13 protein-coding genes are annotated in these 13,771 nt (G+C 73.7%); 5 read left to right on the top strand and 8 right to left on the bottom strand.

Features of this window, described 5'->3' with window-relative positions; translation table 11 throughout:
- Positions 1-11 precede the first annotated feature (11 nt).
- Positions 12-971 carry a hypothetical protein gene (locus ACIQWA_RS18670; RefSeq protein WP_402483763.1) on the bottom strand — a complete coding sequence of 320 codons (960 nt, stop codon included), beginning with the start codon at positions 969-971 and terminating at the stop codon, positions 12-14.
- 76 nt (positions 972-1,047) lie between these two features.
- Here ACIQWA_RS18670 and ACIQWA_RS18665 point away from each other — a divergent pair, with 76 nt between their 5' ends.
- Complete coding sequence (locus ACIQWA_RS18665) at positions 1,048-1,677, top strand: TetR/AcrR family transcriptional regulator (protein WP_402483761.1); 630 nt, start codon at positions 1,048-1,050, stop codon at positions 1,675-1,677.
- Between the two features lie 70 nt (positions 1,678-1,747).
- Here ACIQWA_RS18665 and ACIQWA_RS18660 read toward each other — a convergent pair whose 3' ends face one another.
- Entirely contained in the window at positions 1,748-3,259 is a 1,512-nt protein-coding gene (locus ACIQWA_RS18660) for a choice-of-anchor A family protein (protein WP_402483759.1), read from the bottom strand.
- A gap of 472 nt (positions 3,260-3,731) precedes the next feature.
- On the opposite strand from ACIQWA_RS18660, the gene ACIQWA_RS18655 reads away from it, so the two are divergent.
- The 3 genes from ACIQWA_RS18655 (at position 3,732) to ACIQWA_RS18645 (ending at position 6,001) form a co-directional block, all read left to right on the top strand.
- A complete protein-coding gene (locus ACIQWA_RS18655; RefSeq protein ID WP_402483758.1) occupies positions 3,732-4,439 on the top strand; it encodes a 4'-phosphopantetheinyl transferase family protein in 708 nt (235 codons plus the stop codon).
- Positions 4,440-4,611: 172 nt separating this feature from the next.
- Complete coding sequence (locus tag ACIQWA_RS18650; protein WP_360228356.1) at positions 4,612-5,094, top strand: DUF2269 family protein; 483 nt, start codon at positions 4,612-4,614, stop codon at positions 5,092-5,094.
- Between the two features lie 79 nt (positions 5,095-5,173).
- Entirely contained in the window at positions 5,174-6,001 is an 828-nt protein-coding gene (locus tag ACIQWA_RS18645) for a helix-turn-helix domain-containing protein (RefSeq protein WP_402483756.1), read from the top strand.
- Between the two features lie 60 nt (positions 6,002-6,061).
- Here ACIQWA_RS18645 and ACIQWA_RS18640 read toward each other — a convergent pair whose 3' ends face one another.
- Entirely contained in the window at positions 6,062-6,490 is a 429-nt protein-coding gene (locus ACIQWA_RS18640; protein ID WP_402483754.1) for a hypothetical protein, read from the bottom strand.
- A gap of 132 nt (positions 6,491-6,622) precedes the next feature.
- A complete protein-coding gene (locus tag ACIQWA_RS18635; RefSeq protein ID WP_402483752.1) occupies positions 6,623-7,615 on the bottom strand; it encodes an Lrp/AsnC family transcriptional regulator in 993 nt (330 codons plus the stop codon).
- A 147-nt stretch (positions 7,616-7,762) separates the two neighbouring features.
- On the opposite strand from ACIQWA_RS18635, the gene ACIQWA_RS18630 reads away from it, so the two are divergent.
- On the top strand, positions 7,763-8,641 hold the full coding sequence (locus tag ACIQWA_RS18630; protein ID WP_402483751.1) for an inositol monophosphatase family protein: 879 nt from the start codon (positions 7,763-7,765) through the stop codon (positions 8,639-8,641).
- A gap of 65 nt (positions 8,642-8,706) precedes the next feature.
- Here ACIQWA_RS18630 and ACIQWA_RS18625 read toward each other — a convergent pair whose 3' ends face one another.
- From ACIQWA_RS18625 to ACIQWA_RS18610, 4 genes are all read right to left on the bottom strand, one after another.
- Positions 8,707-9,588 carry an amidohydrolase family protein gene (locus tag ACIQWA_RS18625; RefSeq protein ID WP_402483750.1) on the bottom strand — a complete coding sequence of 294 codons (882 nt, stop codon included), beginning with the start codon at positions 9,586-9,588 and terminating at the stop codon, positions 8,707-8,709.
- Complete coding sequence (locus ACIQWA_RS18620) at positions 9,585-11,219, bottom strand: acyl-CoA dehydrogenase family protein (RefSeq protein WP_402483749.1); 1,635 nt, start codon at positions 11,217-11,219, stop codon at positions 9,585-9,587. Before ACIQWA_RS18620 ends, ACIQWA_RS18625 begins: the two co-directional genes overlap by 4 nt.
- Positions 11,203-11,889 (bottom strand): TetR/AcrR family transcriptional regulator, encoded by a 687-nt coding sequence (locus ACIQWA_RS18615; RefSeq protein WP_402483747.1) that lies wholly within the window; start codon positions 11,887-11,889, stop codon positions 11,203-11,205. Before ACIQWA_RS18615 ends, ACIQWA_RS18620 begins: the two co-directional genes overlap by 17 nt.
- A 157-nt stretch (positions 11,890-12,046) precedes the next feature.
- Positions 12,047-13,540, bottom strand: a complete 1,494-nt coding sequence (locus ACIQWA_RS18610; protein WP_402483745.1) for a S28 family serine protease — start codon at positions 13,538-13,540, stop codon at positions 12,047-12,049.
- Positions 13,541-13,771: the final 231 nt, after the last annotated feature.

Raw genomic sequence — 13,771 nt, 5'->3', positions numbered from 1 at the left:
GGGCCCTTCGCTCACTCGCTGGACCGACTGATCGTCAACTCCGCTATCAGTTTCCGGTAGACGTCGAAGGCCGGCTTGCGCGTCCAGTCGTCGCGGAGCAGTCCGAAGTGGTGGAACGGACCGGGGCCGGCGCTGTCGGCGTCCCGGAGGGAGAAGAACGAGTAGCTCCGGACGGCGAGTTCACCGGCCAGCCCGGCCACCGCCCGGACCACCTGCTCCACCACCTCGGCCTGCCGGGCCTCGCTCCGCCCCGGACCGGTGGGCCAGCCGTTCTCGCAGATCCGCAGCGGGACGGCCGGCCCGATCCCGGCCCGGGGCAGCGCGTCGTTCCGGAAGCCGGTGAGCACCGCCCGCACCGCCTCCGCGATCCGGCCTTCCGGGACGGGGCGGAAGGCGTCCGGGAAGAAGTCCAGGCCGACGTAGTCCAGGGCGCGGTGGAAGCGCTCGTCGGCGAGCCGCCCCAGCTCCGGCCAGAAGGTGTCGGCGGGGTCGAAGGAGGGCACCGCGTTGAAGCCGACCGCCAGGTGATCGTAACCACAGGCCAGCGCCTCCTCCTTGGCCGCGACGACGCCCTCGACCAGCGCCCGGCGGACGTTCGGGATGCTGCCGTCGAGGACGGGCAGGTCCAGGTTGGGCTCCTCGCAGATCTGCAGGAGCGCGAGGCGGGGGCCTTCGGCCCGGACGGTCCGCCGGACGAAGTCCAGCCAGCCCGCCAACTCCCCGCTGAGCTCGCGGTACTGGAGCACGAGGTCGAGCTTCCGCCCCTCGGCGGCGTACCGCTCGGGCCGCTCCGGAGTGTGCGCGCCGTCCGGGTACAGGCGGTAGGCGCGCACGAGCAACTCTGCCGCCTCGCCCTGGAGTTCGCGCAGAGCGGCGGTGATCTTCGCAGGATCGTCGGGGCGGGCGGGCTGGATCATCCCGGTCTCGTCGCCGAGCAGTCCACCGGGGTAGATACCGAAGGTGAGTGTCATGGCGACACCGTAGCGGATATTTTTGGTGTCACTGCAAGTTTTAAGTGACACCATGATTTGGCGCTAGGATGCGACCATGGGACTTCGCGAACTCAAGAAGCAGCAGACCCGGGAACTCCTGGCCGACACCGCCATGGGCCTGTTCGCCGAGCACGGCTTCGAGCGGGTCACCGTGGCCGAGGTGGCCCGGGCCGCCGGGGTCTCGCCCAACACGGTGTTCAACTACTTCCCGACCAAGGAGGACCTGTTCTTCGACCGGCAGGACGAGGTCGTCGGCCACCTCGCCGAAGTGGTCCGCCGACGGCCGGCCGGCAGCTCCGCCGTGGACGCCGTCCGGGCCGACCTGCTGGCGGGCCTCGCCGACGGGGAGCCGACGATCGGGCTCACCCCCCGGATGGCCACGTTCTGGCGGATCATCGCGGACAGCCCGGCCCTGCGGGCCCGGCTGCTGGAACTCGGCGAACGCTCCGAAGCGGCCCTGGCGGCCGCCCTGGCCGAGGAGTCGGGCGCCGGACCGGCGGACCCGCTCCCCCGGGTGGTGGCCGGCGCCGTCGCCGGGGCCCACCGGGCGGTGCTCGGCGAGATCCGGCGGGCGATGGTCGCCGGGGAGCCGGCCGAGGAGGTGCGGGAACGGGTCAGGACGGCGGTGGAACGGGCCTTCGACCTGCGCGCCTCCGGACTCGCCGGGTACCGGTCGGGGCACTGACACGACTCGGGCCGCCCGGCCACGGAGGCGGGCGGCCCGAGGGGTACTGGCCGGGGTGTTGGGAGCGCTGCTAGCTGTGGCGGCCGCGGCGGCGGGCAGCCAGCACGGCGAGGCCACCGAGGCCGAGCAGGCCGACACCGGCCAGGCCGAAGACCACCGGCGCGTCACCCGAACCGGTCGAGGGCAACTCGCCGTCACCACCGGGGTGGTGGCCGGTCGGGTGGTGGCTGGTGGGGTGGTGGCTCGTCGGGTGGTGGCTGGTCGGGGCCGGGCCTGCGCTCGACGTGGACGCGCTGGCCGACGCCGAGGTGGTGCTCGCGCTCGGGGAGGTCGGGGACGGCGAGGTCGGGCGCGAGGAGGTGGGGCTCGGGGATGTCGGACGCGGGGACGTCGGGCGCGGGGACGTCGGTGACGGAGAGGTCGGAGACGGGGACGTCGGTGACGGAGAGGTCGGAGACGGGGACGTCGGTGACGGAGAGGTCGGCGACGGCGAGGTCGGCGACGGGCTCGGCGTCACCCGGCAGTCCGGCAGATCCCCGTCGAATGGGTAGCTGTGGATCTCGTAGCCGCCCGTACCGGTGTGGATCAGGTTGCCCGCGAGGTACACCCGGCCGTTGATGCCCGGCTGGGCGAGGGTCGTGGTGCTGCCCGGGTTGCCGGCCATGACCGAGCCCTGGAACTGGGCGCTGCCGAGGATCTGCGGCGAGGTCGCGGTCGGGAAGTTGTACATCAGCTTGGAGCGCATGTCGGTGGTCTGGTCGCCCGCCAGGCCGGTGCCGGTGTAGGTGTTGATGATCGGGCTGTCCCCGAGCATGTTCACCACGACGGTGGCCCCGGCCGGGATGTTGTTGAAGACCAGGCCGATCTGGCCGCCGCTCGGCGAGGCCAGGTTCTGGCTGACGTTGAAGACCTGCTTCATGCTGACGCCGTCGCCGGTGAAGGTGGCCTGGCTGGAGGAGACGTCGACGGTGCCGGTCGCGGTGGCCCGGCCGACACAGTCGGAGACCTCCTCGATCTGGGTCAGCACGTCCTGGTAGGGCGCGGCGGCGTTCGGGTCCTGGATCGACCGGCCGGTGGGGTCGATGCTGACGGTGCCGGTGACGCTGCCCGCGTGGCGCAGGTTGCCGAAGGCGGGGCCGTGGGAGTCGCTGCCGCCGATCAGGATCGAGTTGCCGGTCCTGACGTCGACGTTGCCGCCGCTGGTGACGAAGTCACTGCCGTTGGGCGGTACGACGCGCGAGCCGACGCCCACCACGCCCATGTTGTAGACGCCGCCGCCGTTCTTGTCGACGGTCAGGTTCCCCAGCGTGACGATCTTGCCCTCGGCCTCGGCCGCACGGCCGTTGACGGTGTAGTCGCCGCCGGTGAAGACGTTGATGGTGGCGTCCCGCCCGGTGAAGTCGCCGTTGTTCGGCGGCGGCCAGGTGGCGGGGCAGTCGGGGCCGGAGCAGGCACCCAGCGGCGGGGCGAGCGGGGCGGCCGAACCGACCGTCAGCACGGCGGCCATCGGCACGGCGGCGACGGCGGTCGCCACAGCGATCCGGACGGCCCGGCGACGGCCGGTGGCGGGTGTTCTTCTCACGGCGGTCGCTCGGTGACCCGGCGAACCGGTGGCCTGACCCATCGACAATTCCTCCGCGCAGAGAAAAGGGCAGGCCGGACGACCTGCCAGGTTCCGTCGTATCTCCTGACGATCCCATAGATCAGAGACATTCAATCCTAAAACGGACTATTCACACCCTGCGGACGACTCATCGGTCGGCCCGGCCCGCCCGCCGGGACCACGGCCGCTCCCCCAGGGGTCCGGCTCTCCGCTCGGGGTCCGGCTCTCCGCCCGGCGGCCGGGCGGACTGGGCGTGTCTTGTGGATCAGGTCGGACCAGACCGCGGCGTCAGGGTGCGTGCATCGCAAGGCGGAGGAGGGAGTCCATGCGGTGGGGGCACCTCCCGGCCGAAGGCTGGGGGCCATCGGCGACCGACGACAACGCGGCGAGGTGCGTGCCCTGGCGTCGCGGGCCTGGCCTGATCCACAAGACACGCCCTAAGTTGGAAGGCATGACCACCGAGGCCCAGGAGCAGGACGCGCCGCTCGTCGCCGTCGCGTCCGCCGACGCCGTACTGCGGCACCCCGAGGCGGGCGAGCACCTGCTCACCGAGATCGAGCGGGCGCGCGCCGCGCGCTTCCGGCAGGAGTCCGGGCGGGCCGACTTCGTCGCCGGGCACGTCCTGGTCCGGCTCTGCGCCGCCCGACTGCTCGACGTACCGGTCGCCGGGCTGGTGCTCGCCCAGGAGTGCCCGGACTGCGGCCTCGCCGACCACGGCAAGCCCTACCTGCCCGACCACCCCGGGGTGGAGGTCACCCTGTCGCACACCCGGGGCGTGGTCGCGGCCGGTGCGGGCCGCCGCCCGGTCGGCGTGGACGTCGAGCTGGCCGGCCGGGGCGGCTCGCTGCGTGCCGTGGCCCGCCGGGTGCTCGCCCCGGCCGAGCTGGCCCTGGTCGAGGCGGCGCCGGAGCCGGACCGGGCGTTCCTGCGGCAGTGGGTGCGCAAGGAGTCGCTGATCAAGATCGGGCGGGTCACCCTGGACACCCTCGGGCAGGTCGACCTCTCCGCCCTGCCGCTGGAGGTCCCGCCCGGCGCCCCGCTGCGCAGCCGCTTCGAGGACCTCCACCTGCTCGACTGGACCGACCCCGGGCAGGGCGCCGCCGTCGCGGCCGTCAGCACCGCCCCGCCGCGGATCGTGGAGCTGGTCCCGGCGGGCTGAGCGGGGCACCGGGCCGGGTACCCCAGCACTGGGCCGGGCCAGGCGAGCGCGGGGCCGGGTACCCGAGCGCGGGGCCGGTGAATAAGCGGTGTTAGCGTGCCTGGTCGTGGGCACGCCGAGCGCGCACGCCCGCCGACCCCCAGCTGCCCACCGGATCAAAGGGTGCCCCGCCATGGCCAAGTTCCTGCTGAGCCTGCACGTCCTCGCGTCGGTCCTGTTCATAGGCCCGGTCGCGGTCGCCGTCAGCATGTTCCCGCGCCGGGCGAAGGCCGCCCTGGCCGGCGGCCCGGACCAGGCTTCGGACGCGGGCGTGCTGCGCGTCCTGCACCGGATCACCCAGGTCTACGCGCTGCTCGGCGTCGCGGTGCCGGTGCTGGGCATCGGCCTGGCCCAGGTGATGGACGTGCTCGGCCAGTCCTGGCTGATCGCCTCCATGGTGCTCACCGCGGTCGCCGCGCTCTCCCTGCTGCTCTTCGTGCTGCCCGGCCAGCAGGCCGCCGTGGACGCGCTCGGCCTCGACCCGGCGGACGAGCAGCGCACCAAGGCCGTCAGCGGCCTGCGGCTGCTGCCGATGACCGCCGGGGTGTTCAACCTGCTGTGGGCGGTGGTCGTGGTGCTGATGGTGATCCGCCCCGGCTCGACCACCGGCGCCTGACCCGCCGCTGTCCGAACCCGGCCTCCGAACTCCCGGCACCCTCCCGCGGACGGGGTCGGTTCGAGTACCGTCCTTGCCCATGACGATCATGGCGGGCATGGGCGGCCCGACAGGAACCGGCGTCGGACCGCTGCTGCGCGGCTGGCGGGAGCGGCGGCAGCTCAGCCAGCTCCAACTGGCACTTCGGGCGAACTCCTCGGCCCGGCACCTCAGTTTCGTCGAGAACGGCCGCGCCCGGCCGAGCCGGGAGCTCCTGCTGCGCCTGGCCGAGCAGCTGGACGTCCCGGTGCGCGAGCGCAACTCCCTTCTGCTGGCGGCCGGTTACGCCCCGCACTACCCCGAGACTCCGCTCGACACCCCGTCCATGGACGCGCTGCGCGGCGGCGTCGAACGACTGCTCGCCGCCCACGACCCGTATCCGGCCGTGGTCATCGACGGCACCTTCCAGGTGCTGGCGGCCAACCGCTCGCTCACCCTGCTGCTGGACGGCGTCGCCCCGGAGCTGCTCCGACCGCCGTTCAACGCCGTCCGGGTCGCCCTGCACCCGGACGGGCTGGCACCGCACATCGTCAACTTCCGGCAGTGGCGGCGGCACCTGCTCAGCCGGCTGGAGGAGCGGCTGGAGCCGGGGATCCACGCGGAGCCACTGCGGCGGCTGTACGAGGAGGTGCTCGGCTACCCCGAACCGGAGGAGGATCCGGCCCCGGACGCCGCCGACGAGGGGAACCCCTTCGCGCTGCCGCTGCGGGTCCGGCACGACGGTCGGGTGCTCTCCTTCCTGTCGACCGTCACCACCTTCAACACGCCACTGGACGTGACGGTCTCCGAACTGGCCCTGGAGACCTTCCTGCCGGCCGACCGGGAGACCGTGCAGCACCTGCAGTCCGTGGTCGGCCCGGAGCGGTAGCCCACCTCGGTAGCCCACCACGGAAGGCCCGCGTCGGCAGCCCACCCCGGCAGCCCGGCCCTACCGCCGGGCGCCGCTGCGGCGCAGGGCCGCGAGCTGGAGCACCACGAACAGCGCCACGGCGGCGGCCTGCAAGGGGATCCAGACCGTGCCGGACACGGTCGGCGCGAACCGGGCGGCGAGCGCGACCAGACTGAGCAGCACCCACCCGGTGTTGATCCCCACCACCGCCAGCACCGCAGGCCGCGGCGGGCGGCGGGCGGCCAGCGCGCCGACCACCAGACCGTGGCAGGTCAGCAGCAGCCCGACGACCAGGAGGGTGGGGAGGCCGACCCCGAACAGGCTGCCGAGCGGCCCGGCGAAGGCCAGATAGGCCAGGCCGTTTCCGGTGGTGACCACCGCGTCCAGGGCCAGGACCCCGCGGACCGTCCACGGGGAGAACGCCGCGGCGGACCGGACGGGGGTGACGGGGGGCGCGTTCGCGGGCATGCGGATCGTCTCCTGACCGAGGTGGTGTCCCGGTGGCGCCGACCGCCCGACCGGGTGCCTCCACCCTGCCGGGCCGGACCGTGCACGTCGATTACCCCGCAGGTAAGGCCGCCCGGCCAGGGGCCCCGGCGCTCACCGTCCGCGGGCCGGCCGGTCCAGCAGCACCCCGGCCCGCTTCACCGCGCGGGCGGTGATCGTGGTCTCGGCGCGGGTGACTCCCAGCGGGCCCAGGGTGTCGGTGAGGAAGCGGTAGAGGCCGCCGTGGTCCGGGCAGAACAGCGTGGCCAGCAGGTTGGTCGGGCCGCTGGTGGCGAAGACGCCGTGCACCTGCGGGTGGCGGGCCAGCTCGGCACCGACCTCGGCGAGCCGGCCGGGCGGCACGTCCAGCCAGAGGTTGGCGTCCACGGCCATGCCGAGCAGCCGGGGGTCCACGGTGGCGTGGGTGCGCAGCAGGCCGAGCCCGTCCAGCCGGTGCAGCCGGCGCCGTACGGTCGACTCGGGCGCGCCGACCGCCCCGGCCAGCACCGCGTGGGACTGCCGGGCGTCCTGCCCGAGCCGGCCCAGCAGGGCGCGGTCGAGGTCGTCCAGCGGCGGGGGCACGGCGGGGCGCGGGGCGAGCGGCCGGGCGAGCGCGGCGGCCTCCCGGTCGGTCAGCCAGCCGGCCCGCCACTGCCCGGCGTCCGCGAAGGCATGCAGGACGGCGTGGGTGGTGGTCTCGACGACGGCACCGGTCGCGGGCAGTTGCCCGTACAGCAGGCGGTCCCGGCCGTGGGCGTCGCTCAGCATCACGGCGCCGACCTCGTGGCCGCCGAGCATCACGTCGACGAAGGGCACGTCGGAGCGGTCGGCCAGCGCCCGGGCCAGGGCGTCCACCCGGCCGCGCAGCACCCGGACCCGCAGCAGCAGCGCGCCCACGGCGGCGTCCTCGACGTCGGGCAGCCGCACCACCCGGAGCACTCCGGCCTCGCGCATCCGGCCCAGCCGGCGGGTGACCGTCCGGGCGGAGACGCCCAGCACCTCGGCGATCCGGCCGGGCTCGGCCCGTCCGTCCACTTGGAGGGCGCAGACCAGGCGGCGGTCCAGGGTGTCCAGCACGGTGTCCGGATCCGTCGTGGCGAGGTCCATGGTGTCCGATCTCCGTCGTTCGAAGGCGCTACTGCGTCCTGTTCGGCAGCTCTGACGGTACTCCTTGTCCTGCCCGGCCGGAACGCACCGGTCGGGGCGGACCAGGGCGGACCGGGGCTGACCGGGGCGGAATCGAGGAGGCAGGACATGAACGGACGGGACATGAACGGACAGGACATGAACGGACAGGACATGAACGGACAGGGCATGGACGGACAGGTTGCGGAGCTGTGGGCGCTGACGGAGGCCGTGGAGGCGGCGGTGCGCGAGGTCGGCGCGGGGCTGGCGGCGGCCCGGCCGGTCGATCCGACCCCGGGACGGACGGTCGAGGAGGCGATGGCGCGGTTCGCCGAGCTGGACGGTCCGGCCGCCGCCGAGCTGCGCGAGCGGCTCAGCACGCTGCGCCCGCAGGCCGGGTGGGTGCCGGAGGAACTGGACGGCTCGGTGCCCGCCGAGGGCGAGTGGTGGGTCTGCGACGCGACCGACGGCGCGGTGCAGTACCTGCTCGGGCAGCCGCACTGGGCGGTGACGGCCACGCTGGTGCGCGACGGCGCGGCGGTACTGGCCGTGGTGCACGCCCCGGAGCTGTTCGGCGCGGGCCGGACCTACCGGGCGGTGCTGGGCGGCGGGGCACAGGTGGACGGGCGACCGATCGCGCCGCTGGAGCGCGAGTTGGCGGCCACCGTCGCGGCCACCAGCCAGCCGCCGCTGGTGGCCGCCGACCCGGTGGCGCTGCGCCGGGCCGGCGAGTCGCTGTCCGCGATGGCGGGCGCGGTGCTCGCGGTGCGCAACCTGGGCCCGACCGCGCTCCAGGTGGCCCAGGTCGGCTCCGGGCACCTGGCACTGTTCTGGCAGTACGGGCAGGACGCGGGCAACCTGCTGCCGGGCGCCCTGGTGGCGAGCGAGGCGGGCGCGACGGTGACGGACACCGCCGGGTCGGCCTGGACGGCCGGCTCGGACGGCTTCCTCACCGCCGCGCCCGGACTGCACGCGGACGCGGTCGAGGTGCTGCGGGCGGTCGGGTGAGGCCTCGGGTGGGGCCTCGGGTCGGGGTGGGGTCCCGGGTCGGGGTGGGGACTCGGGCTCAGAGCTCAGGTGAGACCGAACAGCGCGGCCGCGTTGTCGTGGCAGACCGCCCGCAGCCACTCCTCCCCCAGCCCCAGCCCGGCCAGCGCCTCCAGCTGGTGCACGTACCGGTACGGGATGTTGGGGAAATCGCTGCCGAGCAGAACGCGCTCCCGGAGCCCGCGCAGGCGCGGCAGTTCGTCGCGCGGGAAGGGCGCGTCGGCCTCGGCGAAGTCGGTGAACGCGATGGTGGTGTCCACTCGGACGGACGGGTGGCGCTCGGCCAGGTCGAGGAAGTCGCGGTACTCGGGCATGCCGAGGTGGGCGACCACCAGGACCAGGCCCGGGTGCCGGTCCAGCACCGCGCCGATCGGGCCGGGGCCGGTGAACTTGCCCGGCACCGGCCCGGATCCGCAGTGGGTGACCACCGGGGTGCCGGTGTCGGCGAGCAGCCCCCAGACCTCGTCCAGCCGGTCGTCCGTCGGGTCGTAACCGCCGACCTGGAGGTGCGCCTTGAACACCCGGGCGCCGTCCTCGATCGCGCGGGCCACGTAGCCGGCCGCCCCCGGCTCGGGGAAGAAGGTCGCGGTGTGCAGGCACTCCGGGGTGCGGGCGGCGAACTCGGCGGCCCAGGCGTTCAGCCAGCCGGCCATGCCCGGCTTGTGGGGGTACAGCATGGACGTGAACGCCCGGACGCCGAAGTCCCGCAGCCGCTGGACCCGCTGCTCCTCGGCCTCGCGGTAGGTGATCGGCCAGGGGCGGTTCACCAGCGGGCCGGCCGCGTCGAAGTACGCCCAGACCTTGTCGAGGACGTTCTTCGGCATGAAGTGGGTGTGCACGTCGATCAGCCCGGGCAGGCCCAGTTCCTGCCAGAACTCCCGTACGCCTGCGGCCTCCTGGTCGTTCACGCGGGCACCGGGCGGGCGCGGTCGATGATCGCGGCGGTGTCGACGCCGGACGGCAGGGTGCCGAAGGCGGCGCCGTGGTCGCCGCCGAGCCGGCTCGCGCAGAAGGCGTCGGCCACCGCCGGGCTGCCGTACCGGACCAGCAGCGAGCCCTGGAGGGCCAGGGCCATCGACTCGACCAGCCGCCGGGTGCGGTACTCCAGGTCGGTCAGGTCGCTGAGCTGCTTGCGCAGTCCGGCGACGGCCGTGTCCAGCCGGCGGTCCGCCCCGGCCGCCGCGTCGAGCTCGCCCAGAAAGGCCTCGATCGTCTCCGGACGCTTGGCCATGGCGCGCAGGGCGTCCAGGGCGGCGACGTTGCCGGAGCCCTCCCAGATCGACACCAGCGGTGCCTCGCGGTAGAGCCGGGGCATCCCGGACTCCTCGACGTAGCCGTTGCCGCCCAGGCACTCCAGCGCCTCGGCGGCGTGCGCCGGGCCGCGCTTGCAGACCCAGTACTTCGCCACCGCCAGACCCAACCGCCGTACCAGCGCCTCGTTCCCGTCCCCGGCGAGGGTCAGGTCCGTCGCGTGGGCCAGCCGCATCGCGACGGCGGTGGCCGCCTCGGACTCCACCACCAGGTCGGCCAGGACGTTGCGCATCAGCGGCTGGTCGACCAGCGCCTTGCCGAACGCCCGCCGGTGCAGGGCGTGGTGGACCGCCCGGGTGGCGCCGTAGCGCATCCCGGAGGCGGCGCCGACGGTGCAGTCCAGGCGGGTCATGTTGACCATCTCGATGATGGTCGGCACGCCCCGGCCCTCCGCGCCGACCAGCCAGCCGACCGCGCCGTCGTACTCCAGCTCGGCGGAGGCGTTGGACTTGTTGCCCAGCTTGTCCTTGAGCCGCATCAGGTGCAGCCGGTTGCGACTGCCGTCCGGGAGGACGCGCGGCAGCACGAAGCAGCTGAGCCCGCCGGGGGCCTGGGCGAGGGTCAGGAAGAGGTCGGACATCGGCGCCGAGGTGAACCACTTGTGCCCGGTGAGCCGGTAGGTGCCGTCGGACTGCGGGACAGCGGTGGTGGTGTTGGTGCGGACGTCCGAACCGCCCTGCTTCTCCGTCATCGACATGCCGGCGATCAGCCCGCGCTTGGTGTGCGGCTCGCGCAGGCCGTAGTCGTACTCGGTGGCGGCCAGCAGCGGCTCCAACTCGGCGGCCAGGACGGGGTTCTGGCGCAGGGCCGGGACGGCGGCGTAGGTCATCGAGATCGGGCAGGTGTGACCGGCCTCGACCTGGCCCCAGACGAAGAACTTGGCGGCGCGGGCGGAGTGGGCGCCGGGCCGGTCGTCCCGCCAGGGCGCGGCGTGCAGGCCGTAGGACACGGCGGTGCGCATCAGCTCGTGCCAGTAGGGGTGGAACTCGACCTCGTCGATCCGGTGGCCGAAGCGGTCGTGGGTGCGCAGCACGGGCGGGTTCTCGTTGGCCAGTCGGCCCCAGTCGGCGGCCTGCTCGGAGCCCGCGAGGCGGCCGAGTTCGCGCAGTTCGGGCTCGGCCCAGTCGGCGCCGGCCCGGTGCAGGGCGGCGAGCAGGGTCGGATCGGCGGCGGTGTCGTGTCCGTACGGCAGGGGCACCTGGTTGGTGACCTCATGCGTCGCTGTCATCGCGTCCTCCCAGGGCACGCAGGGTGAAGGAGACCAGGGCGGGGACCACCTCGGTGGTGGCCCGCTGGGGGTCGGAAGGCTGGGGGTCGGAAGGGCGGGGCTCGGAGGGCTGGGGCTCGGACGGCCGGGGGCCGGAGGGCTCGGCTGCGAGCGGGCCGGCCAGGGCCTCGCCGACCGCGCCGACCAGGGCGGCGGCGGTCAGCACCGGGTCCTGCTCGGGGAGTTCACCGGCCGCCACGGCAGCGGCGATCTCGGTGGCGATCACGTCCCGGAACGCCCGCCGGAACACCAGCCGCTCGGCGTCCACCACTGCGTCGGCGGGCTCGACCAGCAGTGCGTAGGCCAGCCGGGGGGCCCGCAGGGCGCGGGCGGCGAAGGTCTCGACCACGGCGGCGATCCGCTGCCGCGGGGTGTCCCGGAGCGCGACGGCAGCATTCACCGCGGCCATCTCGCGGGTGACCACCCGGCGGAACAGCTGCACCGACAGCTCGGCCTTGTTGGCGAAGTGCTGGTAGAGGCTGCCGGTGGCGATCCCGGCGCGGTCCGCCACGGCGGCCATGGTGCAGCCGCCGTATCCGCGCTCGGCGAGCAGGCCCACCGCCGACTGCAGCACTGCCTCGCGCTGGGCGTCCAGACGGGCTTGGACGGCGGGGGTGCGTCGGTAGGCCATGGAAGTATTGAAGCACCGATTCACTGCTTCGGGGAGGGGGCGGGCGGAGACGGAGACGGCGGCAGCGGCAGCGGCAGGAACGGGAGCGGGAGCGGGAACGACGGGAGGCCGCCCCGGGCGGGGCGGCCTCCTGGTTCTGCTTCCTGGCTACGCGGCGCTACAGCGGGCGGCGCTCCTGCTCCAGGCGCTGGCCCTCGACGTCCAGCGGCCCGAACGGCGCGCCCGGCTGCGGCGACTTGGCGAGCGAGCGGGCGGCGGCCTGGTCGCCCAGACCGGCCCACTCCAGCACCTTGGCCGTGGCCTCCGCCGACTGGTCGGCCGGCAGCTTGCCGATGTTGGAGCCGTGGTTGCCGCCGGGCACGACGTAGACGTAGCTGTCGTCACTGCCCCGGCCGAGGTGGAACGGCTTGGCGCCCCACGGGTCGTTGCCGCCGTAGACGAACATCATCCGCTCGCCCTCGCGCTTCACCCAGCGGTCGATGTCGGGCATCGCCTTCGGGTTGAAGACGGTCGGGATCTCCTTCGGCACGTAGGAGCGGGCCGAGTAGAGCTCCTTGTAGTCGTAGTGCAGCTGGTCCTTCAAGTACGAGACGTCGAAGAACGGCGCGCCCAGTTCGGTCGCGGCCTGGTAGTAGTACGCGGTGTACTTCGCCAGCGACTGGTCGCTGTTGCCGGTGATGCCCGACTGGGCGTCGTACCACGCGTACAGCTCGTCGTCGGTCGCGGTCGCGGCCACCGGGACCTTCGCGCAGTCCGACTCCAGGCTGTACTGCCAGAACCCCCAGACCACGTCGAGCACGCCGGCCTCGTAGGCGCGGTCCGGGGTGCCGAGGGTGTTGAAGGTGGAACCCGCCGTCTTGTTGTCGGCGATGTAGCGCGGCTCCAGGCGGTCACGGCGCACCAGCAGCTCGCGCTGGGCGGCGTTCAGCTTGGCGCGGCACTCCGGGGTGCCGACGTTGCGGAAGAACTCGGTGTAGGCCGCGTAGTCGTTGACGTCGGTGTTGTTCGGCGCGACGTACGCGATCGTGCCGGCCACGTCGTCCGGGTAGAAGCGGCGATAGTAGGTCGACGACATGCCGCCCTTGCTGGCGCCGGTCGAGAGCCACTCCTGGTCGTAGATCCGCTTGAGCGCGGTCACCAGCTTGTGCGAGTCGGCGGCCTGCTGGCGGATGCCCGCCTTGGACCAGTCGGCCGGCTCGGGGCGGGAGGGGGTGAAGTACCGGTACTCGATGGAGACCTGGTTGCCGTCCACCAGCCGGGTCGGCTCGGTGCGGGACGGCGTGGTGCCCAGCGTGTAGCCGTTGGTGTAGAAGACGGTCGGGCGGTCGTAGCCGCGGTGCAGCACGCTGAAACGCTGCTGGAAGGTGCCCAGCCAGGGGCGGAAGTGGTCGATCGGCTGGGTGTAGGTGGCCAGGAAGTAGCGGTGGCCGGTGGTGGTGGGCTTCTCCTCGGTGATCGTCACGCCGGGGATCGCCGCCAGGCGGTCCTTGATGTCGGCGGTCGGGTCGTCGGCGGGGCTCCGGTCGTGCGCGGCCCCGGACGCCTCGGCCCCGCGGCCGGTGTCGGCCGAGGCCGGGACGGCCAGGCCCCCGATCGCGAACATCGGTATCAGCAGGACGGATACCAGCAGCCTCTTGAGCCTGGTGGTCATCAACTCTCCATCTGGTCAACGGACATGACGTGCCTCGTCGGCACTACTCTGCGGTGCGGGTGGTGCGGCGGCCGCCCGGTGGACGGCCGAATGGGCCACCCGCCTGGTCGCGGGTGGCCCATCGGGGAAAGGTGCTGGTCAAGGGGGTTGCTGCGGTTCCGTCGACGGCCCGGAGGTCCCGCCGGCCGGCCCGCCCGCCGAGGGGGTGCGGTGCGGGCGGGCCGGGGCTTG

This window comes from Kitasatospora sp. NPDC098652, assembly GCF_044760155.1.
GTDB lineage: Bacteria > Actinomycetota > Actinomycetes > Streptomycetales > Streptomycetaceae > Kitasatospora.
The sequence above is the reverse complement of the archived record's forward strand: the minus strand, read 5'-3'. Positions and strand labels throughout refer to the sequence as shown.